The sequence below is a fragment of the Brevundimonas poindexterae genome, assembly GCF_020524625.1.
GTDB lineage: Bacteria > Pseudomonadota > Alphaproteobacteria > Caulobacterales > Caulobacteraceae > Brevundimonas > Brevundimonas poindexterae_A.
Map to the genome: position 1 here is coordinate 839009 of NZ_JAIVLL010000001.1, position 22893 is coordinate 861901.

The 22893-nt window shown below is 68.6% G+C and carries 25 protein-coding genes and 2 tRNA genes; 8 read left to right on the forward strand and 19 right to left on the reverse strand.

Annotated elements, in window-relative coordinates:
• Positions 1-7: 7 nt before the first annotated feature.
• The 12 genes from LC068_RS04420 to hppD form a co-directional block, all read right to left on the reverse strand.
• Positions 8-92, reverse strand: a tRNA-Leu gene (locus LC068_RS04420).
• A gap of 59 nt (positions 93-151) precedes the next feature.
• Entirely contained in the window at positions 152-973 is an 822-nt protein-coding gene (locus LC068_RS04425; RefSeq protein ID WP_226634839.1) for a hypothetical protein, read from the reverse strand.
• Between the two features lie 30 nt (positions 974-1003).
• The gene (locus tag LC068_RS04430) at positions 1004-1789 is read right to left on the reverse strand and encodes a hypothetical protein (RefSeq protein WP_226634841.1); all 786 of its coding nucleotides are present in this window, start codon (positions 1787-1789) and stop codon (positions 1004-1006) included.
• Positions 1790-1822: 33 nt separating this feature from the next.
• On the reverse strand, positions 1823-2560 hold the full coding sequence (locus LC068_RS04435; RefSeq protein WP_226634844.1) for a hypothetical protein: 738 nt from the start codon (positions 2558-2560) through the stop codon (positions 1823-1825).
• Entirely contained in the window at positions 2557-3567 is a 1011-nt protein-coding gene (locus LC068_RS04440; RefSeq protein WP_226634846.1) for a fumarylacetoacetate hydrolase family protein, read from the reverse strand. The genes LC068_RS04435 and LC068_RS04440 overlap by 4 nt, the downstream gene beginning before the upstream one ends.
• A gap of 37 nt (positions 3568-3604) precedes the next feature.
• Positions 3605-4327, reverse strand: coding sequence for a hypothetical protein (locus LC068_RS04445; protein WP_226634848.1), 723 nt, complete (start codon positions 4325-4327; stop codon positions 3605-3607).
• 48 nt (positions 4328-4375) lie between these two features.
• Complete coding sequence (locus tag LC068_RS04450) at positions 4376-4645, reverse strand: hypothetical protein (RefSeq protein ID WP_226634850.1); 270 nt, start codon at positions 4643-4645, stop codon at positions 4376-4378.
• Entirely contained in the window at positions 4642-5136 is a 495-nt protein-coding gene (locus LC068_RS04455; RefSeq protein ID WP_226634851.1) for a methyltransferase family protein, read from the reverse strand. The genes LC068_RS04450 and LC068_RS04455 overlap by 4 nt, the downstream gene beginning before the upstream one ends.
• Positions 5136-5498, reverse strand: a complete 363-nt coding sequence (locus LC068_RS04460; RefSeq protein ID WP_226634852.1) for a cupin domain-containing protein — start codon at positions 5496-5498, stop codon at positions 5136-5138. The genes LC068_RS04455 and LC068_RS04460 overlap by 1 nt, the downstream gene beginning before the upstream one ends.
• 3 nt (positions 5499-5501) lie before the next feature.
• Positions 5502-6557, reverse strand: coding sequence for an isoaspartyl peptidase/L-asparaginase family protein (locus LC068_RS04465; protein ID WP_226634854.1), 1056 nt, complete (start codon positions 6555-6557; stop codon positions 5502-5504).
• 23 nt (positions 6558-6580) lie between these two features.
• Positions 6581-6754 carry a hypothetical protein gene (locus LC068_RS04470; RefSeq protein WP_226634855.1) on the reverse strand — a complete coding sequence of 58 codons (174 nt, stop codon included), beginning with the start codon at positions 6752-6754 and terminating at the stop codon, positions 6581-6583.
• Entirely contained in the window at positions 6747-7850 is a 1104-nt protein-coding gene (gene hppD, locus LC068_RS04475; protein ID WP_226634857.1) for a 4-hydroxyphenylpyruvate dioxygenase, read from the reverse strand. The genes LC068_RS04470 and hppD overlap by 8 nt, the downstream gene beginning before the upstream one ends.
• 220 nt (positions 7851-8070) lie before the next feature.
• Between hppD and LC068_RS04480 the strand changes: the two genes are divergently transcribed.
• The 3 genes from LC068_RS04480 (at position 8071) to LC068_RS04490 (ending at position 9835) form a co-directional block, all read left to right on the forward strand.
• Positions 8071-8646, forward strand: a complete 576-nt coding sequence (locus tag LC068_RS04480) for a YqaA family protein (RefSeq protein WP_226634859.1) — start codon at positions 8071-8073, stop codon at positions 8644-8646.
• A 42-nt stretch (positions 8647-8688) separates the two neighbouring features.
• On the forward strand, positions 8689-9225 hold the full coding sequence (locus LC068_RS04485) for a disulfide bond formation protein B (RefSeq protein WP_226634861.1): 537 nt from the start codon (positions 8689-8691) through the stop codon (positions 9223-9225).
• Between the two features lie 85 nt (positions 9226-9310).
• Entirely contained in the window at positions 9311-9835 is a 525-nt protein-coding gene (locus LC068_RS04490) for a demethoxyubiquinone hydroxylase family protein (protein WP_226635460.1), read from the forward strand.
• Here the strand turns inward: LC068_RS04490 and cobT are convergent.
• Positions 9832-11706, reverse strand: a complete 1875-nt coding sequence (gene cobT / locus LC068_RS04495; protein ID WP_226634863.1) for a cobaltochelatase subunit CobT — start codon at positions 11704-11706, stop codon at positions 9832-9834. The two genes, LC068_RS04490 and cobT, sit on opposite strands and share 4 nt — an antisense overlap.
• A gap of 909 nt (positions 11707-12615) precedes the next feature.
• Entirely contained in the window at positions 12616-13164 is a 549-nt protein-coding gene (gene ppa, locus LC068_RS04500) for an inorganic diphosphatase (protein WP_226634865.1), read from the reverse strand.
• Between the two features lie 125 nt (positions 13165-13289).
• Here ppa and LC068_RS04505 point away from each other — a divergent pair, with 125 nt between their 5' ends.
• Positions 13290-14000: a DUF599 domain-containing protein gene (locus LC068_RS04505; RefSeq protein ID WP_226634867.1), complete on the forward strand. Its 711-nt coding sequence runs from the start codon at positions 13290-13292 to the stop codon at positions 13998-14000.
• Positions 14001-14238: 238 nt separating this feature from the next.
• Here LC068_RS04505 and LC068_RS04510 read toward each other — a convergent pair whose 3' ends face one another.
• Positions 14239-15120: an N-formylglutamate amidohydrolase gene (locus LC068_RS04510; RefSeq protein ID WP_226634869.1), complete on the reverse strand. Its 882-nt coding sequence runs from the start codon at positions 15118-15120 to the stop codon at positions 14239-14241.
• Positions 15121-15257: 137 nt separating this feature from the next.
• Here LC068_RS04510 and cpdR point away from each other — a divergent pair, with 137 nt between their 5' ends.
• Together cpdR and LC068_RS04520 are read left to right on the forward strand one after the other, a co-directional pair.
• Positions 15258-15614, forward strand: coding sequence for a cell cycle two-component system response regulator CpdR (cpdR, locus tag LC068_RS04515; RefSeq protein WP_209116704.1), 357 nt, complete (start codon positions 15258-15260; stop codon positions 15612-15614).
• A gap of 75 nt (positions 15615-15689) precedes the next feature.
• Positions 15690-15764 (forward strand) — tRNA-Val (locus tag LC068_RS04520).
• Positions 15765-15880: 116 nt separating this feature from the next.
• Here the strand turns inward: LC068_RS04520 and cydX are convergent.
• The 3 genes from cydX to LC068_RS04535 are packed head-to-tail and all read right to left on the reverse strand — an operon-like array spanning position 15881 to position 18791.
• Positions 15881-16027 carry a cytochrome bd-I oxidase subunit CydX gene (gene cydX / locus LC068_RS04525; protein ID WP_209116706.1) on the reverse strand — a complete coding sequence of 49 codons (147 nt, stop codon included), beginning with the start codon at positions 16025-16027 and terminating at the stop codon, positions 15881-15883.
• 17 nt (positions 16028-16044) lie between these two features.
• The gene (cydB, locus tag LC068_RS04530) at positions 16045-17193 is read right to left on the reverse strand and encodes a cytochrome d ubiquinol oxidase subunit II (RefSeq protein ID WP_226634871.1); all 1149 of its coding nucleotides are present in this window, start codon (positions 17191-17193) and stop codon (positions 16045-16047) included.
• A gap of 26 nt (positions 17194-17219) precedes the next feature.
• The gene (locus LC068_RS04535) at positions 17220-18791 is read right to left on the reverse strand and encodes a cytochrome ubiquinol oxidase subunit I (RefSeq protein WP_226635461.1); all 1572 of its coding nucleotides are present in this window, start codon (positions 18789-18791) and stop codon (positions 17220-17222) included.
• Between the two features lie 133 nt (positions 18792-18924).
• Here LC068_RS04535 and cydD point away from each other — a divergent pair, with 133 nt between their 5' ends.
• Both cydD and LC068_RS04545 read left to right on the forward strand, forming a co-directional pair.
• Entirely contained in the window at positions 18925-20529 is a 1605-nt protein-coding gene (cydD, locus tag LC068_RS04540) for a thiol reductant ABC exporter subunit CydD (RefSeq protein ID WP_226634873.1), read from the forward strand.
• An 8-nt stretch (positions 20530-20537) separates the two neighbouring features.
• On the forward strand, positions 20538-22214 hold the full coding sequence (locus LC068_RS04545) for an amino acid ABC transporter ATP-binding/permease protein (protein ID WP_226634876.1): 1677 nt from the start codon (positions 20538-20540) through the stop codon (positions 22212-22214).
• Here LC068_RS04545 and LC068_RS04550 read toward each other — a convergent pair.
• A complete protein-coding gene (locus LC068_RS04550; protein WP_209116714.1) occupies positions 22149-22886 on the reverse strand; it encodes a Crp/Fnr family transcriptional regulator in 738 nt (245 codons plus the stop codon). The genes LC068_RS04545 and LC068_RS04550 overlap by 66 nt on opposite strands.
• Between the last annotated feature and the right edge of the window lie 7 nt (positions 22887-22893).

The window sequence follows — 22893 nt, forward strand, 5'->3', positions numbered from 1 at the left end:
TGTCAAATGGTGCGGGTGGTCGGGCTCGAACCGACACTCCTTTCGGAACCGGATTTTGAGTCCGGCGCGTCTACCAATTCCACCACACCCGCGTGAGGTCCGGCGGATTTAGCGGATCACCGCCGGGTGCGCCACACCGTTCTGGGCCTGCCTACCGGAGGATTTCGACCCGTTCCACCACGATGACGGGCCGTACAAAGCCCTGCGGCATGTAGATGATGCGGCCGTCCAGTGCTTCAGCTGGACCATCATACTCGTACCGGGCGCGTCCCTGTCGTGCGACCAGCCTCGCCCCGAGGCCACCATCTGCAGGGCGTTCGAAATCGATCTGGCAGTCGCGCACCCCGCCCTGGGCCGTGAGAATGCAGCTGTAGAGAATCCTGGACTCCCGGGTTGGGCGCCCGCCGCTGTAGTCGAAGCCTCCAATCTCCCATCCGGGCAGAAGAAAGGCGTCGGCCATCGGCAAACTGTCGCGCGGATCTTCGGTGCGCCTTCCGCAGGCGGTCAGAACATGGTCGATGCCTGAACTGTCTGACGGCAAGGGGATAGCCATGCGCCGCGGAGCCCTGCCCTCGCTCGCAGGAATACGCACGATGTAGGCCTCTGCCCCCTTCAGGCTGCGGGCGAAGCGGTCCGGATAGACGCTCGTTGCCCCGGGCGACCCTGCCACAGCCTTCCAGCTGGATGTGACCAAAGAATCCGCCGACGTGCCCGTGTCCAGCACGCGATGGCCGTAGTCGCTGATCTCGCTCTCGTCCGGCGCAGGGACGCCGAGGACAACAAAATCCAGATCATCGTCACTACACTGAACCGCGATGCCGACCCCACCCTCATAGATCACGCTGGCGACGGTGATGCCGCGTTCGGTATCGGTCTCAACGTCCCAGCCGTCCTGGGCCGTGGCCGGCGCGGCCGTCGCAAGGACGGCGAGGGCTGCGGCCACTCCAGAACACCCCCGCTTTTCACCCGTCATGCCTGCTCTCCCCGCCAGCAAAGGCCAAGCCTAGTCGATACGAACACTGGCCGAAAAATGGATTCGCGCACGCGGCACCGAAGCATCGGGATCTCCGTCCACCTGCACCCTCCAGCGCCGCGCCACGTAACGCCCGTATTCACCCGCCACAGACGACCCGCTGGGATGCTCGGACTCGACCTCACAGTCTTCCAGACGGCCGTCGGGGCGCGTGGAGCAACTGATGACGGCGACACCGGAACCGCGCATGTCATCCCGGGGCGGCGGAAGGGGCCGGTCACGCCAGTCCAGAGGCGTATCCAGGTCGATGCCTTCCAGCAGGAGGTCACGCGGATCCTCCAACGGACGCCCGCAGGCTGTGAGAACCTCGTCCAGGTTGCGGGACGTGGACGGCAGCTCGACCTCGTAGGCGCGAACAGGCCCGTCTGCTTCGTCTTCCAGAATTGCCAGCTGGAGTGCACCCCCGGCGCGCAGGCTGCGCGCAAACGGGGCCGGCAACAGGGCCACGGCCGTGGTTTCGTCCGTGCCGACTGCCCACCGCTGGAAATCCTCTTCGCCTCCCCGGAGGGCCACGCGGATGGGACGCTCTCGAAGCATGGCCTCCTCGAACGTGAGGCCCGGTTCGGGAAGTCCGCTGATCACGGCATTGAAGGACCCGTCCTTGCACTGGAACATCATGCCGAGGCCGTTGCTGAACTGGACATAGGCCATTTCCGCCCGGCCGCGCCGGTCACGGACGATATCCCAGTCATCGCCGGTATCCTGGGCCAGAGCGGGTGTGGCCTGGGCCGATCCCAGGCAAAACGCGAGGGCCACGAGCCACGGCCGTGACGCTGTCGGGCCCATCGCCTATTCCACCATCGTCGTCAGGCGTATGGCCACCAGGCGGCCCGGCGGTACTTCCCCGCGGACACGCGACTCTTCCAGCGAACGGACGCTGGCCTCTCCATAGCCGTAGCCAGCGGGGCTTTCCGCCTCGGCTTCGCAATCGGTCAGACGACCGCCTTCAGCGGTCATGCAGGTGACATAGGCCCAGCCCGACACCCGGTCGCGCGCCGCGCGAGGCGATATGATCACCCGGCCCTCGCGCAGGAAATCGTCTTCCTGGGACAGGCGCAGGGGTTCGGCCTCGTCCCTCTCGTGGAAGAGAGGCTGTCCGCAGGCCGTAAGCACGCCCTCCATTCCGGAGGTATCCGCAGGCGGGGTCAGGGTGAACTGGACCGCGCCGTCGCCCTCTCCGAACTGCAGCGTGGCCGACCGGGTGTTGACGAACCCCCGCATCAGTTGGGCCGGGCGCTCGGCGATCAGGTAGCGGCCATTGTCAGACGGGGTCCAGGCGGCCCAATGAACGCGACCGTCCCCGAACTTGGTGGCAACGTCGATCTGCGGCGCCCGGATCTGCAGCCCCTGAACCAGCAACTCGGGCGTGCCGGATTGACAGCGCGCGATCACGGCGATGCCCTCGGGGAACACGGCATAGGCCAGTTCCAGATCATCCGTGCTCTGATGGGTCCAGGTCTCTGGCTGCTGCGCCAGCACTGTCCCCGCCATGAGCGAGGCCATCAGGGCACCGACGATCATTTTCATCCCAGAGGCTCCACGGTCTGCTCGATCGTTCCGAAGATCGAATGATGTTTTTCGTCCAGCATTTCGATGCGAACGGTGTCGCCGTGCTGAAGGAAGGGGGTCTCGGCCTTGCCGCGCAGGATGGTCTCGACCGTCCGCACCTCGGCGATGCAGGAATAGCCGAGGCCGCCGTCGCTGATCGGCTTGCCCGGACCGCCGTCGGCGTCACGGTTCGAGACCGTGCCCGAGCCGATGATCGAGCCCGCCACCAGCGACCGGGTCTTGGCCAGGTGGGCGATCAGGGTGCCGAAATCGAAGGTCATGTCCTCGCCGGCATCGGCCTGGCCGAAGGGTTTGCCGTTCAGGGTGACGGTCAGGGCGCCCTTCAGCTTGCCGTCCTGCCACCGGTCGCCGAGCGAGTCGGGGGTGACGAACACGGGGGTGAAGGCGCTGGCGGGCTTGGACTGGACGAAGCCGAAGCCCTTGCCCAGTTCGGCCGGGATCAGGTTGCGCAGGGAGACATCATTGACCAGTCCGACCAGCCGGACATAGCCGAGGGCCTCGTCGCGGGACACGCCCTGGGGCACGTCACCGGTCACGACCACCACCTCGGCCTCAAGATCGCAACCCCAAGCCGGGTCGGCCAGCGGAATGGGATCACGCGGGCCGAGGAAACCGTCGGATCCGCCCTGATACATCAAGGGATCGGTCCAGAAGCTCTCGGGCATTTCGGCGCCGCGCGCCTGCCGGACAAGGGCGACGTGGTTCACATAGGCCGAGCCGTCGGCCCACTGATAGGCGCGTGGCAGGGGGGCGGCGGCCTCCCGCTCGTGGAAGCGGCCGCGCGGAACGGCCTCGTGCTCCAGACTTTCGGCCAGGGCACGCAGGCGCGGTTCGCACCGCTCCCAGTCGTCCAGTGCGGCCTGCAGGGTCGGGGCGATCAGGAAGGCGTCGGTGAACCAGTTCAGGTCTTTCGACACCACGACGAGGCGGCCGTCACGGCCATGTTTCAGGGATGCGAGTTTCATGAGCCACGATTAGGCGGTTTGGGACGCGAGGAAAACCTCAGTCTGCCGACAGCTCGCTGTGCGCCGCCCGCATCTCGCCGGTCCGGGCGTCCTTGTCCCGCCACCAGTCGTTCAGGTCCGCGATGGCGGCGCGGATGGCATGGTCCCGTTCACGAGGCGACAGCTGGCCTCCCGGGGGATGAGTGTGGTGGCCGCCCCCGCCGTGACCGGTCCCGCTTCGACGCGCGTCCCGGTTGCCGTTGATGACCGTGATCTGGGTGACCGTGGGCGACGATGACTCCTCGACGTCATGGTCATCGTCTGCGTGATCGTCATGGTCATGGTCGCCATGATCCTCATGCGATTCCGGGCAGGCATGGGCATGCGGAACATGGCGGCGCCCTTTCAGCGCGCACTCGAGGCTGTCGAGCCCCGGATTCAGGCCTTTTGCGATCGAAAGGGTCGCGCCCAGCCGCTTGTGAATGACGCGCTGGACCTCCTCGGCCTTGCCCACGAGGGAGCCCCCGTCTGCCTTCATCGCTGCCTTGAGCGCATCGTCGATGGCTTTCCAGATGCTGTCGGCGGCGTCGGGGTCGCGACGGGTCTGGCCGTTGCGGAGCATCCAGCCGAGGAAGAACAGCAGCGCCCCGAGCGCGACCAGCAGCGCGAGGAACAGCGGTTCCAGCCCCAGGAATACGGGCGGATCGACGGGCTCGAAGACCCCTCCCCCCTGAAAGTCGCTCGCATAGACAGCCACGGTCGCCTCCTCAGCCCGGGCCATGATGGCAGGGTCAGCCCGGTTGGCAACGGGAAAGGTTAACGGCGGGGATCAGCGATCCGGTTCGACCACCGCCCGGGCCTCGGCGCCGTGGCGGGTGCCGGGCAGGCGCACCTCGACCTCGATGGCGATCGCGCCTTCGGGCTGGTGCGCCCAGATGTAGCGACGCTCCACCTCGACCTCGAGGCCCCCGGCGGTCAGGCCGCCATAGGTGTCCCCCCAGGGAGCGATCCGCTTCATCTCGGCCCAGCTGAGGGCGCAGGCGGCGTCCAGCTCCTCGATGGCCAGGGCGGACAGGTCGTCGGTTCGATGATCGGTCACAGCCAGCGCCTCACGCGTTTACAATAGGCCTCATAGTCGGCGCCGAAGGTGCGGGCCAGATAGGCCTCTTCCTTGCGGATCACGGCCCAGTCGATAACCACCAGACAGGGCACCAGCATCAGCAGGGCGACCGGCGAATCCATCGCTATCGCCAGCCCGGCATAGGTGATGGCGAATCCGACGTAGATCGGATTGCGGCTGAACCGATAGGGCCCCTCGGTCGCGAGTGCCGTCGACGGCTTCCACGGTTCGACCGCAGTGCCCAGCCGCCGGAACAGGCCCGCCGCCATACCGTCCAGCAACAGGCCACCGATGATGAGCACCATGGCGACGCCCCGGCGGACCTCGGTCGTCAGGCCAAGGCTCATATCCTCGCCCGCCGGCAGGCCGATCTGCGCGCCATAGCGATCCAGCATCCAGGCGAGGCCGAGGAAGCCGAAATAGATCAGCGGCGGCGGCACGGCCACATTGGGGTGATCATGCTGTGCCATCAGATTCTGGCTCCCATGGGGGCGGTGAATTCAGAGGTCGGGGCATCGCCGGTGTTGATGACTTCGGACGGCTCGAAGATCATGACCTCCGCCTCCTCGTCGGCGGCTGTCCGGTGTTCCACGCCACGCGGCACCACGATGAACTGGCCGGGATCAAGCGTGACACTGCGGTCCCGGAACTCGACCCGGAAGCGGCCCTTCCACACCAGGAACATTTCCTCGGCATCGGCATGGCTGTGCCAGGGAAAGGTCCCCTGGACCTTGACCAGGCGGACGTCCTGTCCGTTCAGCTGGGCTGCGATGCGCGGCCGCCAGTGGTCGTTGAAGGCGGCGAATTTCTCGGCGAGGTCGATGGCCTGCATCCGTCAGTCGTCCTCGTCGGCATAGATGGCGACCAGACGGTTACCACCTTCGGCCACACGGCCCCGGTACATGCCCGAGGTATTCATGGCGAAGCCGACAGAGCCATCGGTGCCCATGACGATCACGCCGCCGTCGCCCCCGATTGATCCGACATCCTCGATCTCCGCATCGGCCGCGCTCTGCACGTCGGCGCCGGCGCCAGTGCGGTGGCACACATCCCGGGCCACGGTCGCGCGGATGAAGTACTCGCCCGAGCCGGTGGCCGAGACGGCGCAGCCCTCGACGTTCGAGGCATAGGTGCCCGCGCCGATCACCGGCACATCGCCCACCCGGCCCCAGCGCTTGCCCGACATGCCGCCGGTCGAGGTCCCGGCCGCCAGCCGCCCCTCGCGATCCAGCGCGACCACGCCGACGGTGCCGAATTTGCGCTCATCCAGCGGCGGGGCGACCGCGGCCATGGCGCCCTCCGCAGGCGCACCCGCAGGGCGAGCCGGCACGGGCAGGCCCTCGCGCTCCAGCTGGCGGACCAGGCCCCGCCAGCGCCGCTCGGTGAAGAAGAAGGCGGGCTCGACCTCTTCCAGCCCCTGATCGCGCGCGAAGGTCTCGGCCCCCTGGCCGATCAGGAAAACGTGGGGCGAGTTTTCCATGACCGCACGCGCGGCACTGATCGGATGGCGGGTGCGGGTCAGGCCGGCGACGGCCCCCGCGTCCCGCGTGGTGCCGTCCATGATCGCCGCGTCATGCTCGATCCGGCCGTCGGCGGTGAAGACCGCGCCCCGCCCGGCGTTGAACAGGGGGTCGTCCTCAAGCACCTGGATGACGGCCTCGACCGCATCCAGCGCCGAGCCGCCATTGTCCAGCACCTCGGCCCCGACCTGAAGTGCGCCGTCCAGCGACGCGCGATAGGCGGCGTCCTGCTCGGGCGTCAGGCTGCCGCGCTCGATCACGCCGGCGCCGCCATGAATGGCCAGCGACCATCCGACGTTGTCCTGCGCCAGGACGGGCGAAGCGAGCGCCACAGTCAGAGCAGTCGCAACCGCCGCAAGCCAGGTCTTCATTGGTCAGCCTCCCCCACTGGGCTTCATCGTTCGTGGTGCGCCCGCTTCCACAGCTGATAGCCGACCACCGGCACCAGCCCCATCAGTGTGGCGACCAGCACCAGCGGCCAGAAGCCGAGGTGGGGCGCGGCCAGACCCGCCGTCACCCCTGCCGCGACCGGTCCCGTGAACGGGACCCAGGCGGGCGGTCTAGGCATCCACCTTGATCACGCCACGCCGGATCTGGTCCAGCTCAATGGAGTCGAACAGCGCCTGGAAATTGCCTTCGCCGAACGCCTGGTTGCCCTTGCGCTGGATGATCTCGAAGAAGATCGGGCCGAAGGTGTCCTGAGTGAAGATCTGCAGCAGGATGCCGTCCTCGTCCGAACCGTCGATCAGGATGCGGTTCTCGCGCATGCGGGCGACATCCTCGCCGTGACCGGGCAGGCGTTTGTCGATCAGGTCGAAATAGGTCTCGATCGTGTCCTGGAACGGGATGCCGCGACGCTTCATCTCCTCGACGGTCTCGAAGATGTTGTCGGTGGCGAGGGCGATGTGCTGGATGCCCTCGCCGTTGTAGCGCTTCAGGAACTCCTCGATCTGGGAGTTGTCGTCCTGGCTCTCGTTCAGGGGGATGCGGATGGCGCGGTCGGGCGCGATCATCGCCTGGGACAGCAGGCCGGTCGCCTTGCCCTTGATGTTGAAATATTTCTGCTCCTCGAAGGCGAAGACGTCGCCGTAGAAGCCCGACCAGGTGCGCATTTGGCCCCGGCGCACATTGTGGGTGAGGTGGTCGAGGCAGAACAGGCCCACCGAGTTCTTGCGCTCGGCCTCTTCCCAGCCCTCGATCTCGTCCCAGCCGTCATAGAGCGAGCCGCTCTCGCCATACTGATCGACCAGATAAAGCAGCGAGCCGCCGATCCCCTGCAGCACATAGGCGTAGCCCTTGCCCAGCGCGCCGCCGTCATGGCCTTCGGCCGGCTTGGCGCCGCGCGCCACGGCGCCTTCGTAGGCGGCCTTCGCGTCATTGACGCGGAAGGCCATGCCGTTGGCCGACGGGCCGTGCTCTGTCGCGAATTCGCCCGCTTGGCCCTTGGGGCTGCGGTTGACGAGCAGGGTGATGTCGCCCTGCTTCAACCGGACCACATCGTTTTCCGCGTTCACATGGGTCTGGGTGAAGCCCATCAGCTCCAGCCGCGCGATCATGGCCTTGGGCTCGGGGCCCGTGAACTCGACGAATTCGAAGCCATCGACGCCCAGCGGGTTCTCGGCATTGATCTGCTGGGCCGTGGGGGTTTGGGTCGCGTCGTCCATGGTCGCGTCTCCTGATCCTGAAGGTTTGCGGCGACACGCTTGGCCGCCTTTGGCGCGGAACCTAGTCATCCGGCCCTCATTCGCCAAGCCATGGCGGGCCGACCGGTTCCGCATCGTCCAATCCGGCTGGCGGATTGTCGCGCAGGAAAGGCCGCGGGGTGCGCCCCTTGCCTACGCCTGCTAGAGGCTGGTTCGCAGACAGAACGGAACCGCACGCTTCATGCTTCGCAAGCTTTATGACTGGGTCTTTGTCCAGGCCCGCAGCCGCCATGCCACCAAGGTGATGGCGGTGGTGTCCTTCACCGAAAGCTCCTTCTTCCCCATTCCGCCGGACGTGATGCTGGCTCCCATGGTGCTGGCGCGGCCGGACCGGGCCTATTTCTACGCGACGGTCTGCACCATCGCCTCGGTGCTCGGGGCGCTGCTGGGCTATGCGATCGGCTATTTCCTCGAGCCGGTCGGCATGTGGGTGCTGACGGTGCTGGGCAAGGCCGACACCTTCGAAGCCTCGCGCGCCCTGTTCCAGGAGCACGGCGCCTGGGTGATCCTGGTGAAGGGGCTGACCCCGATCCCGTTCAAGCTGATCACCATCGCCTCGGGCATCTTCCAGTTCTCGCTGCCGCTGTTCATCGCCCTGTGCGCCCTGACCCGGGGCGCGCGCTTTTTCCTCGTCGCCTTCGTCCTCAAGCGCTGGGGCCCGCCCATGCTGGCCGCCATCGAAAAGCGGCTGGCGACCTTCACCCTCATCGGCATTCTGGCGGTGGTCGCGGTGGTGGTTGCGGTCAAGCTGCTCTGAGGCACATCGACGGGGCGCAAAAGGCCCGCTAAGAGTCGCGATATGAGCCTTTATCGCGTCGTGACACGCTGGTGGACCCTGTTTGCGCTGGCCGCATCGCTCAGCCTGCTGGCGGCGGCCCATGCCTTTGAGCGGTTCGCCGGGCTGTCGCCGTGCAACCTCTGCCTCAAGCAGCGAGAGGTGTACTGGCTGGCCGTGGCCATCGCCCTGACCGCCAGCCTGTGGACCCTGATCAGCCGGGCCAGCCGGGGCACTCCGCGCGTCGCGGCCTTCCTGCTGTTCATCGTCTTCCTGACCGGCGCGGTCACCGCCGGCTTCCATGCAGGCGGCGAGGCCGGCTGGTGGGAGCTGCCGGCCCTGTGCTCAGGCGGTGGCGGCAGCGAGATCAACATCGAGCGCATGGCCGCCCTTGCGCTCGGCACCGCCGAAGCCACGCCCGTCGTCGCCTGCGACGCCGTGACATGGCGCTTCCTGGGCCTGTCCATGGCAGCCTGGAACACCCTGATCGCGGCAGGGCTGGCCGTCATGAGCCTGCTGGCCGCCAAACGTCCGAAGGATGCCCGTGCGCCCCGAGGCTGACCCCGAGACCGACCCGCTCAACGATCCGGCCATCACCGGACGCAAGGGCACGCGGACCGTCCCCCTGCCCCGCCCCGGCGCCGGCATGACCCGGGCGCGGCGTGCCGAAATGCTGCGCGTCGACCACGCCGGCGAATACGCCGCCGTGCAGATCTATCAGGCCCAGCGCGCGGTCTTCGAGGGCCGCAAGGGCAAGGCGGCGATCAGCGAGGACCTGACCGAGATGGAGGGCCATGAGGCCGTCCACCTGTCGCGGTTCGAGGCCCTGCTGACCGAGAATCGGGTCGCCCCGACCGCTGCCCTGCCCCTGTGGCACCTGGCCGCCCGGGCGCTGGGCGCCGGCACCGCCCTGCTGGGCGAGAAGGCCGCCCACGCCTGCACCGAAGCCGTCGAGTCGGTGATCGAGCAGCACTATGCTGACCAGATCGCCGAACTGGCGGATCGCGACCCCGAACTGGCCCGCGAACTGGCGCAGTTCCGGGCCGAGGAAATGGCCCACCACGACCACGCCGTCGAACACGGCAGCCGCGATGCGCCCGGCTATCGCCTGCTGTCCTCGGTGATCAAGGCCGGCTGCCGCGCCGCCATCAAGGTCAGCGAGCGGCTCTAGGCCGCCCGCTTGAGGCGACGCCGGGCGGCGCGTTCGGTCTTTGGCTTGACGTCGAAGAGCTCGGCCAGTTTCTCGATCATGGCGCCGGCCAGCTGGTCGACGTCGGTGATCATCAGGGCGCGCCGATAGAAGCGGGTCACGTCGTGGCCGATGCCGATGGCCAGCAGCTCGACGTCGGACTTGTCCTCGATCATGCCGATCACCTGACGCAGGTGCCGTTCGAGATAGTGGACGGGGTTGGCGGTCTGGGTGGTGTCGTCGACGGGGGCACCGTCCGAGATGACCATCAGGATGCGCCGCGCCTCGGTGCGGGCCAGCATGCGGTCGTGGGCCCACGTCAGGGCCTCGCCGTCGATGTTTTCCTTGAGCAGGCCCTCGCGCATCATCAGGCCGAGATTACGCTTGGACCGGCGCCAGGGGGCGTCGGCGGTCTTGTAGATGATGTGGCGCAGCTCGTTCAGGCGACCGGGGTTGGCCGGGCGGCCGGCGCTGATCCAGGCCTCGCGCGGCTGGCCGCCCTTCCAGGCGCGGGTGGTGAAGCCGAGTATCTCGACCTTGACGCCGCAACGTTCCAGCGTGCGGGCCAGGATGTCGGCACAGACCGCGGCCACCATGATCGGCCGGCCACGCATCGAGCCGGAGTTATCGATCAACAGGGTCACGACCGTGTCGCGGAAGGGGCTTTCGCTCTCGGCCTTGAACGACAGGGGCGCGGTCGGATCGGTGATGACGCGGGTCAGGCGGGCGGTGTCGAGCACCCCCTCCTCCAGATCGAACATCCAGCTGCGGTTCTGCTGCGCCAGCAGGCGGCGCTGCAGCTTGTTGGCCAGGCGGGCGACGACGCTCGACAGCTGGGTCAGTTGCTGGTCCAGCAGGGCCCGCAGGCGGTCCAGTTCGGTCGGGTCGCACAGTTCCTCGGCGCCGATCACCTCGTCATAGGCAGTGGTGAAGACGCGGTACGCCGAGGGGTCGCTGCCGCCGTCGGCCTCGGTGCGGCCGGGGCGCATGCCCTCTTCGGTGTCGGAGGCCTGATCCGACTCCTGGCCGTCGGCCTCGGCGGGGGCGCCGTCCGGGCGGCTCTCGCGCTCGCCGTCCGAGCCGGAATCCTCGCTGCGGCCCTCGGGGGAGTTGTCCTCGCTGTCGCCGGTATCGGGATCGTCGCTGTCGTCCTCGGACTCGGAGGGCGACTCGTCGGCGGCCTCGTCCTCGCCTTCGCTGTCGTCGGCGTCGTCGGACTGGCCGTCGCCGGGATCGAGATCCAGCGCCTTGAGCACCGCCTGCATCTCGCGACCAAAGGCGGCCTGATCGTCGACGGCGGCCGCCAGACGGTCGAGCGCGGGGCCGGCGCGGGTCATCAGATCCTCGCGCACCAGATCGAGGGCCGAGGCGGCCGCCGGCGGCAGGGGGCGTTCCCCGAGGCGTTCTGCGAGCAGCAGGCCGACGCCCTGGTCCAGCGGCACCTGATCGGCGGTGGTGGCGCGGCTGAGGCCCGAGCGCTCCAGGCGGGTGACAAGGGCGGCGTCCAGATTGGCGCGCACCCCGGCCATGGCGCGGGCACCCAAGGCCTCGACCCGGGCCTGTTCGGCGGCCTCGAACACCTCGGCGGCGCGCGTGTCGGCCGGCGCCACGGTGCGGTGCACGTCGGCGTCGTGATTGGCCAGCCGCAGGGCGAGCCGGTCGGCCTGTCCGCGCAGGGCGGCGCTCTCCGGGCCGGAAGGGTCGCGCGGCGGATGCGGCAGGGTCAGGACGCCGTTCGACAGACGCGGCGCGTCCGAGGCGAAGACCACCTCGAGCTCGTCCTGCTCGGCCAGCGCCCGCGCCGCATGGGCCAGGGCGCGCTTGAAGGTCTCTGTCGGGGTATCCGGCGGCATGGTCCTGACCTAGCCCCGACCACGCGCGGGGGAAAGGGGGCGGGACCGGGAATTGAGACGGTGAAAATAGACCGTCTGAATGGTCTGAAAGGTCTGAATTCCACTCCTCCCCCATCGGGGGAGGGGAACCATCCGAAGGATGGTGGAGGGGGCCGACGTCATCAGATGCACAGATCCTTCCCGCGAATGGCGGCGCTGCCCCCACCCCCCCGGCGCAGAGCGCCGCGGTCCCCCTCCCCCGATGGGGGAGGAATGGTCGCGGATGAGCGGAAGCCCCCGTCCGTTTTGCGGCGGGTTGGAGGGCAGGCGGAGCGCCGGGCCTTCGCCCGGGTGAGAACAAGAAATACCGTTTCGACGAAGGCTGACGCTCCGCGCGGTGGTTTTCCGGAAGCTTGCGTCGGGTGGCGGTGTTATCGCCTTACCGCAGCGCCTCCGACGGGCGGGCGGGGCCTGCGCCCCGTCCCGGAACGGCCGAGTATCCCCCTCGACCCATGCCTCGATCCCGCACCCGGAGGCGGAGATCGAGGGTGCTCAGGCCCTGAGGCCCGACCCCGCTCCATCGCTCCCGCCGCTCACAAGGTCGCAGGCCTTACGAGCCCTCCGTGCGACAGGACGGGAGGAGGTTTGCACTGGCCCGGGGTGAGGCGGGAAGAACGTTGCGGGAAACGGTGGGGGTGTTGAAAGGGCGGGGGAATTCCGGGGCGCCTGTGATGGCCGAGGCGCTCGACCCAACGGTCCTTCTCCCCTCGGGGGAGAAGGTGGGCCGCGAGAGCGGCTCGGATGAGGGGGCGGTTGAGAGCCAGCGCCCACGCTTCCGGTATCGTGTCAGGCGTCCCCCTCATCCGTCAGGCTCCGCCTGACACCTTCTCCCCCAAGGGGAGAAGGCTCGGATAGGGATTCGTCGTCGCCTCAGCCCTTCTTGGCCTTGAGAGCTTCCTGATGGGCGCGGATGCCCTGGGCGATCAGTTCGGCGGCCTCGCCGGCGTCGCCCCAGCGCTTGACGGCGGTTTCCTTGTTCTTCTCCAGGTCCTTGTAGCGGGTGAAGAAGTGCTGGATCTGGTCGATCATGATGGCCGGCAGCTGACGGTAGCTGGCGACGTCGGTGTAATAGGGGTGGAGCGCGTCGACCGGCACGGCGAGGATCTTTTCGTCCATGCCCTTTTCGTCTTCCATGATCAGCACGCCGATCGGGCGCGAGCGGATGACGCAGCCCGGCACCACCGGGGTCGGGTTCAGCACCAGCACATCACACGGGTCGCCATCGGCCGACAGGGTGTGGGGCACGAAGCCGTAGTTGGCCGGATAGTACATCGCCGTGTGCAGGAAGCGGTCGACGAACAGGGCGCCCGAGGCCTTGTCCATTTCATATTTGACCGGCAAGCCCCCTTGCGGGATTTCGATGATGACGTTCAGGTCCCACGGGGGGTTGGGGCCGACGGGGATGGCATCGATGTTCATGATGTCTATTGTGCACTTGCGAAACGGGGAGGCGGGCGTGATAGGCAAACCCGGGCCCGGTAGCAAGCGTTCCGCGCGGTATCGGGCGCGAAGCCACGGAGGCGACGGTGCAGGGAGCTGACGGCATGACACCCTGGGACTGGGCGGCGCTGGTCCTGTTTGCCGTGTGCTGGCTGGGCTATGAGCCCGCCCTGAGGCTGCTGTCGCGGCGGTTCGGCACCCTGAACCAGGACATGCAGCTGGTGCGGCACATCTGGATGTCGGCCATGGTCCGCCGCGAAATCCGGCTGGTCGACAGCCAGCTGATGGGCCATTCGATCAATACGGCCTCGTTCTTTGCCTCGACCAATCTGCTGCTGATCGCGGCGGTGGCGGGCATATTGTTCGGGGGAGAGGCGGCCTTGCGGGGCTTTGCCGCCGTGGGGGCCGAGGCCGTGCCCCTGCCGCTGCTGGAAGCCAAGCTGGCGCTGATCCTGATCTGTCTGGTGCGCGGCCTGCTGGATTTCATCTGGTCGATCCGGCAGCTGAACTACACGCTCGCCGTGATCGGGGCGGCGCCGGAAACGGACTCCCCGGAACGCGACCTGCTGGGCCGGGCCGCCGGCGACCTGCTGAACCCGGCGCTGGCCTCGTTCAGCCAGGGGGTGCGGGCCTATTATTTCGCCCTGGCGGCGGCGGCCTGGTTGATGGGACCGCTGTGGCTGGCCCTCGGTGTGGTGGCGTCCTTCAGCCTGCTGATCTGGCGTCAGGAGGGCTCGCCGGCCGCCCGTGCCATCCGCCGGGTCCGCGCCGCACTGGAATCCGATTCCGGAAACCCCGCCCCGCCCCCGCAGTGAGTGAGCAGATGCGGCCGTTAATGGGACAGTTTTTTGCGCTTAACCGGTTACATCGGGGAAAATGACCGTTCGGACGTTACATTTCGTGACAGGCGGTGAAAAATCGCCGCTTGACGGATTGTGCACCGCAACCTAACTTGACTGTGACGCCTTCGGGCGTCTTGCCCTTCCTGGGCGTTTCCTCCCTATAGACTTTCATGCCGCGCCCCCGGGCGCGGCATTTTTTCTGTCCGAAGGGTTAGGAGACCAGACCGGGGGCCTCGCGCACCAGGCTGTCGATCAGCCGCTCCACCAGCCCCTGACAGCGCGACCATCCCGGGCCGGGGGCGATGCGGGCCTCGTCCAGATAGAGGGCGCGCGAAATTTCGATCTGCAGGGCGTGGAAGCCTTCGGCCGGGCGGCCCCAGGTCTGGGTGGTCCAGCCGCCCGCATAGGGGTGGTTGAGGGCCACGCGCAGGCCCTCGCCGCCCAGCAGGGCCGCCACCCGCCGCGTAAGCGCCGTCGCACAGGCCGAGCCGTGCCGGTCGCCCAGCACCATCTGGGGGCCCACGGGCGAGGGCCGCCGCGCCGGGCGATTGAGGCCGGGCCCCGGCATGGAGTGCCAGTCGATCAGGATCGCCATCCCATGCGCGGCGTGCGCCGCCTGCATCAGGCGCGCGAGCTCGGCATGATAGGGCGCATGGCCGGCCGCGAGGCGCGCCTCGACCTCGGCGCGGCTGAGAGCGCGGTCATAGAGGGGGCGGCCATCGCCGGTCAGGCGCGGCACCACGCCATAGCCCGCGACGGCGCGGGGCCCGCCCGCGGCCTCCGGCGGAAGGTCGGCGATCAGCGCCGGGTCGAGGTCGGCGGGATCCCGGTTGAGGTCCAGCCAGGCCCGGCCATGGGTGGCCAGCAACAGGGGCACGCCGCAGGCGGGAGCGCTCTCGATCAGCCGGTCGACCAGGGCGTCCTCGGCGCTGCGGATCGAGGCCTCGGACAGGGCCGGATCGAACCCGGCCGAAGCGGGATAGTGGCGGCCCGAGTGGGGCGAGGCGAACACCAGCGGGCTGATCGCCCTGCCCGCCGCCGGGATCAGCCGGAACGGGGGTTCGGTGCCCTGCTCACCCTCGCCTGCCGTCATACGCCCTCCCCCGGCCCGGCCGTGATTCCCTGTGGACACGGATCATTGATTTTCATGGCCGGTTTACGCTTGTCGCCTTAACCTTTTCCCGGGTTTAGTGAAACGGTCGTCCGGGTGGACGGCGTCGGGGACATTCGATGGCACGCATTCTTCTGGCGGAAGACGACAGCTCGCTCCGGGGCTTCCTGACGCGGGCGCTGCAACGCGCGGGCCATGAGGTCGTCGACTGCGAGAATGGCGATGACGCCATCGACGCCCTGGACCAGGGCCCGTGGGACCTGCTGCTGACCGACATCGTCATGCCGGGCGCCGACGGAATCGAGGTGGCCCGCGTGGCCGCCGCCCGCCAACCGGGCCTGCGCATCATGTTCATCACCGGCTTTGCCGCCGTGGCCCTGACCGCCGCCCAGAGCACCCCCCAGGCCAAGGTGCTGTCCAAGCCCGTGCACCTGCGCGACCTGGTCGGCGAGGTCGAGAAAATGATCGCCGCTTAACGCTTGCAGTTTCAAGGCGAGCCGGGTTATACCGCGCGCCTTCCCGCCCCGGGGATGCCCCAGGGCCGTCACGGCGGACGCGTAGCTCAGCGGGAGAGCACTACGTTGACATCGTAGGGGTCACAGGTTCAATCCCTGTCGCGTCCACCATTCTTCCTCCCGAACAAATCACCGGTTTCGCGCCCCCTGCGGGCTGACGTCGCGTTGCAGACAGCAAAAGGCCGGCCCGGGTGAGCGGGCCGGCCTTGTCGTTTCAGAGTGTCAGATCAGGTCGGGTCGCCCTGGTCTTCGGGACCGGGCACGGACTCGCCGGCGTCGCCCTCGTCGAACAGGCGGAACTCGTGCCAGAGGCCGTTCAGCACGCCGAAGCCGACGGCGAGGCCGAGGCCGAGGATCCAGGTAAAATACCACATGGTTCAGGCCTTTCGGATCAGTAGAGGTCGGGGTTGGTGGACAGGGCGGCGGTCGTCGAGCGGCCCCACAGCACCCGGTAGACCCAGGCAGTGTAGAGCAGCACCAGCGGCAGGAAGATGATCGTCACCAGAAGCATGATGAACAGCGTCAGATGGCTGGACGACGCGTTCCACACCGTCAGGCTGGAGGACGGATCGATCGAGCTGGGCAGGATGAAGGGGAACATCGACAGGCCGACCGTGGAGATGATCCCGACCGCGCCCAGCGAGGAACCAAGGAAGCCCAGAGGCTCGGACCGGCGCCACAGGCCCAGCAGGGCCGCCGCCGTGCCGAGGAAGCCGAGCGCCGGAGCGATCATCATCCAGGGATAGCGGGTGTAGTTGTCCATCCAGGCGCCGCCGGCCGCCTCGACCGTGGTGCGCAGGGGGTTGGAGAAGCCGTTGGGATCGACTGTGCCGACGATGCGGAAGCCGAGGTCGCCGAAGGCCACCCACAGGCCACCCACCGCGAACAGCACCAGACCCAGCAGGCCCGCGACGGTGCCGATGGCAAAGGCGCGCTTCTGCACCGGGCCGCGCTCGGCCTTGAGGCCCAGCCAGGTGGCGCCATGCAGGACCAGCATGGTCACCGACAGCAGACCGCACAGCAGGCTGAAGGGGGTGAACAGGCCCAGCAGGGTGCCGTCATAGAAGGCGCGCAGTTCGCTGTTGAGACGGAAGGGGGCACCGATCAGGACGTTGCCGACGGCCACGCCGAACACCAGAGCCGGGACGAAGCCGCCGACGAACAGCGCCCAGTCCCACATCGACCGCCAGCCGGCCGAGGGCCGCTTGGAGCGGTATTTGAAGGCCACGGGCCTGAGGATCAGGGCCGACAGGACCAGGAACATGGCCAGGTAAAAGCCCGAGAAGCTGACGGCATAGACGAAGGGCCAGGCGGCGAAGATGGCGCCGCCGCCGAGGATGAACCAGACCTGGTTACCTTCCCAGGTGGCGCCGACGGTGTTGATCACCATGCGGCGTTCCTTGTCCGTCTTTGCGACGAACGGCAGGAGGGCACCTACGCCGAGGTCGAAGCCGTCCGTGAGGGTGAAGGCGATCAGCAGCACCCCCAGCAGGCCCCACCAGATGACGCGGAGGGTAGCGAAGTCGAGAGGCAGTTCCATGTTGGATCTCCGGGTCAGACAGGATGTCAGGCAGTGGCGGGTTCGGTTTCACTGGCAGGGGCGCCGGGCTCGGACGCAAGGTCCGGGCTGGAGAAGGGCCCCTTGCTGATGGTGCGCAGGATCAGGCCCACCTCGATCACCGCCAGGGTGCCGTACAGGACGGTGAAGCCGATGATGGTGCCCCACAGCTGCGGGACCGTCAGGCTGGAAGCGCCCAGGAAGGTCGGCAGGACGCCTTCCACCGCCCAGGGCTGACGGCCCACCTCTGCCACGATCCAGCCCAGCTCGGCCGCGATCCACGGCAGGGGGATGGCCAGCACGGCCAGCCGCAGGAACCAGCGGGTGTCGTGCTTGCGCAGGGTGCACAGGATGAAGGCCGTGGCGAACAGGCCGATCATCAGGAAGCCGATCCCCGCCATGAAGCGGAAGGTCCAGAACATCACCGGGACATTGGGCACGGTCGCCCAGGCGGCGTCGCGGATCTGCTCGGGCGTGGCGTCGCGCGGATCCTCGACGAAGCGGCGCAGCATCAGGCCATAGCCGAGGTCGTTGCGGTGAGCCTCGAAGTCGCCGCGGGCCGCGGGGTCCTCGGGATTGGCCTTGATACGTTCGAGCGCGTCATAGGCCTGGACCCCGGATTCGATACGGGTCTCGGCGACGGCCACCAGCGGCAGGATACCTTCGACCTGACCGGTCAGGCTGCGGGTCGAGATCAGGCCCAGGACATAGGGAATCTTGATCTCATAGTGGGTCTTGTGGTCGGTCATATTGGGCAGGCCGACGGCGGTCAGCCCGGCGGGAGCGGGTTCGGTCTCCCACATGGCCTCGATGGCGGCGAGCTTCATTTTCTGGTTGTCGGTCAGGGCGTAGCCGCTCTCGTCACCCAGCACGACGACGGACAGGGAGGAGGCCAGGCCGAAGGCGGCGGCGACCGTCATCGAGCGCTTGGCGAAGCCGATGTGACGGCCCTTGAGCAGGTACCAGGCCGAAACGCCCAGCACGAAGACCGAGGCGATCACATAGCCGGCGGAAACGGTGTGCACGAACTTGGCCTGGGCCACCGGGTTGAACAGCACGGCCATGAAGTCGGTGACTTCCATCCGCATGGTGTCGGGGTTGAAATCGGCACCGACCGGGTTCTGCATCCAGCCGTTGGCGATCAGGATCCACAGGGCCGACAGATTGGTGCCGAGCGCCACGAGGAAGGTCACGAACAGGTGGGCGTGGGGCTTGAGCTTGTCCCAGCCGAAGAACATCAGCCCGACGAAGGTGGCCTCAAGGAAGAAGGCCATCAGGCCCTCGATCGCGAGCGGCGCCCCGAAGATGTCGCCGACGTAGTGGCTGTAATAGCTCCAGTTCATGCCGAACTGGAATTCCATGGTCAGACCGGTGGCGACGCCCAGCACGAAGTTGATGCCGAACAGGGTGCCCCAGAAGCGGGTGATGGTCCGCCAGATGGGCCGGCGGGTCATCACATAGATCGACTCCATGATGACCAGCATGAAGCTGAGGCCCAGCGTCAGGGGCACAAACAGGAAGTGGTAAAGCGCCGTCAGTGCGAACTGAAGGCGGGATAGATCAACGACCGCCAGATCGATCATGGAACCAGGCACTCCCTATAGCTGTCATGGCCGGAATGGCCGGGTGCGGGATGGCCGTAGGACAGTGACCCGAGTCGCGCCTTGATCTGGATCAAGGGCCGGACGGGCCGGAATTCTGTATAGAGCGCGCGTGACCTCCTCGGCCCCCTCCCCCACCCACCTGCGACACTGGCTGCGCGACACCGCGCGGCCGGAAAGACGGGCGCTGGGGATGGCCGCGCTGATGACGACGGCCGATGTGCTGCCGGCGGTCGGCTTTGCCGCGGGGCTGGCCCTGACGCTGACGGCCTGGCCCGACCGGACGACCTCGATCCTCATGGGGATCGTCATCATGCTGGCGGCGCTGGCGGTGCGGGGGGTGTTGTCGCAACGGGCCCTGATGACGGCCGCGGGCGCCGCTGCCCGGATCAAGGGCGCCGTGCGGCGCGGCGTGGTGACGGACCTGTTCTCGGGGCGCCGGTCGTCGGAAACCGGATTGATCGCCGCGGTCGAGGGGGTGGAACGGCTGGACGGGCATTATACACGGTTCGAGCCCGCCCGCATGGCAGCGGTCATGGGGCCGATCGTGGTGCTGGCGGCCATTGCGCTGGCCAGTCCGGTCTCGGCACTGATCCTGACGGCGACCCTGATCCCGTTCGCCTTCGGCATGTGGCTGGCCGGAACGGCGGCGGCGGCGGAAAGCCGCACCCAGTTCGCGGCGCTGGAGCGCCTGTCGGGCCTGTTCCTTGATTGCATCCGGGCCCTGCCGGCGGTGGCGGCCTTCGAGGCGACCGGGACGGTGGTCGGCGACGTCGAGCGGGCCTCGGACGGGCTGGCGGCGCGGACCGGCAAGGTGCTGCGCATTGCCTTTCTGTCGTCGGGAATTCTCGAGTTCTTCTCGGCCCTGTCGGTAGCCCTGGTCGCCGTCTACTGCGGGTTTCAGCTGCTGGGCCTGATGCCGGTGCCGATCCCCGAGCCCCTGGATCTGGGGCGGGCCGTCTTCGCCCTGGTGCTGGCACCCGAAGTCTATGCGCCGCTGCGCCGGATGGCCGCGGCCTATCACGACCGGCAGGCGGCCGAGGCCGTGGTACCGACGCTGGAGCGAACCCCTGTACCGCCGGCCCTGCCCACGCCGCGGCTGGCCCGCAGCCCCGCCCTGAAGTTCCACAAGGTCAGCATCGCCTATGACGGGGCGCCGCCGGTGATCTCGGACTTTGACCTCGAGGTGCGGCCCGGACAGGTGATCGCCCTGACCGGGGCCAGCGGGACCGGCAAGAGCAGCCTGTTACACCTGTTCCTCGGCCTGTCGCCGCTGACGGGGGGCGAGGTCGAGGTCGACGGCCACCGCCTGTCGCACACGGGCGACTGGTGCGGACAGGTCGGCTGGATGGGTCAGGCGACGGTCGTGGTGCCGGGCACCCTGGCCGAGAACATCGCCCTGTCACAGCCGGAGGCCCCGCGCGAGCTGATCGCGGCCATGGCTGAACAGGCGGGCCTGTCGCTGGACCTCGACCGGTCGATCGACGGGCGCGGCGGCGGTCTGTCGGGCGGCGAGCGGCGGCGGCTGGCGCTGGCGCGGGCCATGCTGAAGCAGGCGCCGCTGTTTCTGCTGGACGAGCCGACCGCCCATCTGGACGCAGCGGCCGAGGAAGCCCTGATCCCCGCACTGGCCGCGGCGACGCGCGGGCGGACCTGCCTGATCGCCACCCACTCGCGGGCGGTCATGGCGCTGGCCGACCGGGTGGTGGCGCTGTGAGGCCCGCCGTGCCCCCTCTGGAAGCCCTGATCCGGGCCGAGCTGCGACACCAGCGGCCGCGTCTGGTGATCGCCACGGTGGCGGCCATCGGGGTGACGTGTGGCTCGGCCCTGCTGCTGGGGCTGTCGGGCTGGTTCATCACGGCCTCGGCGCTGGCGGGTCTGGCGGGACCGGCGGTGGCACATGCCTTCAACTATATGCTGCCCAGTGCCTTCATCCGCCTGCTCGCCATCGTGCGGACGGGCTCGCGCTACGTCGAGCGGGTCGCGGGACATGAGGCGGCCCTGCAGGGTCTGGGGCGGCTGCGGCCCCGGCTGTATGCGCGACTGGCCGAGGGCGGTCATGCCACGCGGGCGCTTGCCGTGGGCGAGGCCTCGTCGCGGCTGATCGAGGATGTCGACGCCATCCAGACCCGCTTCATCCGCGTCGCCGCGCCCTGGGCGCTGGGTGCAGGACTGGCGGTTTCGGCCGGCATGGCGGCCCTGGCCCACTGGACGTCGGCCGTGGCCCTGCTGGTCGGGGCCGGGGCCCTGGTGCTGGGCAGTCGCTGGATTGCGGAGCGGTGGGTGCGCCCCGCCGCCGCCCTGCGGCAGGAGGCCCTGGGGCAGTTGAAGGCGCGCCTGACCGATCTGGAAGCGGCCGTGCCGGAAGTCCGCGCCTGGTCCCTCGAAGGCTGGGCGACGGAGGAGGTGGCCAGGGTCGCCGATCAGGCGGACGCCGCCGGGCGGGTGCTGGCCGAGCGGTCGGGTCATCTGATGAGCTGGGCAGGCGCCGTCACTGGCCTGAGCCTGGCCGCCGCCACGGGCCTGCCGCTGTGGCTGGCGCCCGCCACACCGCCCGCGCCACTGATCGCGCTGGCGGCGCTGGCGACGGCGGCGGGCATGGAAGCGGCGCTGGGACTGGTGACGGCACTCCGGGACGCAGGCGCGGCGCGCGCCGCCGCTGCACGGCTGGAGCCCCTGATGGGGGCAGACCCGGATCGCGCGGTGCAGAGGCCGGAGGGCGACTCGCTGCAGTTCTCGCCCGCTGGTCCGACGTTCGTCGGAGGCTCAAGGGTGCGGATCGCCGGGCCCTCGGGTGCGGGCAAGACCACCCTGATCGAGCAGATGATGGGGCTGCGCCCGGTCGAGCCGGGACAGATGTCGGCCGGAGGGCTGGACCCCGCCCTGCCCGACGTCGATGTGCGGCGCCTGTTCGCCTATGCGGCGCAGGATGTGTCCCTGCTGAACGGGACGGTCGCGCAGAACCTGCGGCTGGCAGACCCGAAGGCGCCCGAGGCCCTGTTGTGGGAGGCGCTGGAGGATGCGGCGCTGGCCGAGCGCATCGCCGGGGCGTCAAAGGGGCTGGATACACCGATCGGGCCCGGTGGCGCCTTCCTGTCCGGGGGTGAGCGGCGCAGGCTGAGTCTGGCGCGGGCCTATCTGAGGGGGTCGCCCTGGCTGGTGCTGGACGAACCGACCGAAGGGCTGGATGCGCGTACCGAGCAGCAGGTGCTGCACCGGCTGAAGGCGCGGCTGGACCGCACGGCGCAGGGACTGGTGATGATCAGCCACCGGCCCGCAGGGGTGGCGCTGTGCGAGGCCGTGATCGAGGTCGACGGCGTGACGGAAGCGGGTGCCTCAGCCCTCGCCGTCGGCGAGCAGGGCCAGCCGGTCGGGCCGCAGGATGCTGAGGTCGGACACTGACTCCAGCCGGATCAGGCCGGACGCCTTGAAGCGGCCCAGCACCCGGCTGACTGTCTCGATGGTCAGGCCCAGATAGTCGGCGATCTCGGTGCGGCTCATGGGCAGGCGCAGACGCCCCTCGGCGTGGGGCCGCATGGGATCGCGATCGGAAAGAGCCAGCAGGAAGGAGGCCAGCTTCTCCTCGGCCGTCTTGCGTCCCAGCAGCAGGATCTGGGACCGGGCCTCGGCCAGTTCGTGGCTGGCGCGCTCCAGCAGGGCAGCCTCAAGCGCCGGGCTCTGACGCACGAGGGCGCGATAGTCGGCCATGGCGAAGCGGCAGGCGGTGACGGGCTCGATCGCCTCGACCGAGCCGGTGTGGGTTGCGCCCGCGGCCAGACCGACGAAGTCGCCCGCGAACAGGAAGCCGGTGATCTGGCGCCGCCCGTCGGCCATCAGGGTCTGGACCCGCGCCGAGCCGGCCGTGATGTTGAACATATGCTCCGCGCGATCGCCCTGGTTGACCAAGGCCTGCCCCGGCGCGAACTGGACCTGTTCGGCCAGGGCCGACAGCCGCGCGAGATCCTCTCCCTCCAGACTGGCGCAGAGGCTGAAGGCCCGTGCGCCACAGGTGCTGCAGTCGCGCGCGAGCGGGCGGCTGGTGCACGTCGGGGGTTTGAGTCGAACCTGAAGCATCAAGGAT

Bases quoted from the DNA above. Each gene is read 5' to 3' on its own strand.
- LC068_RS04425 (WP_226634839.1), bottom strand. From the start codon at position 973: ATGACGGGTGAAAAGCGGGGGTGTTCTGGAGTGGCCGCAGCCCTCGCC.
- LC068_RS04435 (WP_226634844.1), bottom strand. From the start codon at position 2,560: ATGAAAATGATCGTCGGTGCCCTGATGGCCTCGCTCATGGCGGGGACA.
- LC068_RS04440 (WP_226634846.1), bottom strand. From the start codon at position 3,567: ATGAAACTCGCATCCCTGAAACATGGCCGTGACGGCCGCCTCGTCGTG.
- LC068_RS04445 (WP_226634848.1), bottom strand. From the start codon at position 4,327: ATGGCCCGGGCTGAGGAGGCGACCGTGGCTGTCTATGCGAGCGACTTT.
- LC068_RS04455 (WP_226634851.1), bottom strand. From the start codon at position 5,136: ATGGCACAGCATGATCACCCCAATGTGGCCGTGCCGCCGCCGCTGATC.
- LC068_RS04460 (WP_226634852.1), bottom strand. From the start codon at position 5,498: ATGCAGGCCATCGACCTCGCCGAGAAATTCGCCGCCTTCAACGACCAC.
- LC068_RS04465 (WP_226634854.1), bottom strand. From the start codon at position 6,557: ATGAAGACCTGGCTTGCGGCGGTTGCGACTGCTCTGACTGTGGCGCTC.
- LC068_RS04470 (WP_226634855.1), bottom strand. From the start codon at position 6,754: ATGCCTAGACCGCCCGCCTGGGTCCCGTTCACGGGACCGGTCGCGGCA.
- hppD (WP_226634857.1), bottom strand. From the start codon at position 7,850: ATGGACGACGCGACCCAAACCCCCACGGCCCAGCAGATCAATGCCGAG.
- LC068_RS04480 (WP_226634859.1), top strand. From the start codon at position 8,071: ATGCTTCGCAAGCTTTATGACTGGGTCTTTGTCCAGGCCCGCAGCCGC.
- LC068_RS04485 (WP_226634861.1), top strand. From the start codon at position 8,689: ATGAGCCTTTATCGCGTCGTGACACGCTGGTGGACCCTGTTTGCGCTG.
- LC068_RS04490 (WP_226635460.1), top strand. From the start codon at position 9,311: ATGACCCGGGCGCGGCGTGCCGAAATGCTGCGCGTCGACCACGCCGGC.
- cobT (WP_226634863.1), bottom strand. From the start codon at position 11,706: ATGCCGCCGGATACCCCGACAGAGACCTTCAAGCGCGCCCTGGCCCAT.
- ppa (WP_226634865.1), bottom strand. From the start codon at position 13,164: ATGAACATCGATGCCATCCCCGTCGGCCCCAACCCCCCGTGGGACCTG.
- LC068_RS04505 (WP_226634867.1), top strand. From the start codon at position 13,290: ATGACACCCTGGGACTGGGCGGCGCTGGTCCTGTTTGCCGTGTGCTGG.
- LC068_RS04510 (WP_226634869.1), bottom strand. From the start codon at position 15,120: ATGACGGCAGGCGAGGGTGAGCAGGGCACCGAACCCCCGTTCCGGCTG.
- cpdR (WP_209116704.1), top strand. From the start codon at position 15,258: ATGGCACGCATTCTTCTGGCGGAAGACGACAGCTCGCTCCGGGGCTTC.
- cydX (WP_209116706.1), bottom strand. From the start codon at position 16,027: ATGTGGTATTTTACCTGGATCCTCGGCCTCGGCCTCGCCGTCGGCTTC.
- cydB (WP_226634871.1), bottom strand. From the start codon at position 17,193: ATGGAACTGCCTCTCGACTTCGCTACCCTCCGCGTCATCTGGTGGGGC.
- LC068_RS04550 (WP_209116714.1), bottom strand. From the start codon at position 22,886: ATGCTTCAGGTTCGACTCAAACCCCCGACGTGCACCAGCCGCCCGCTC.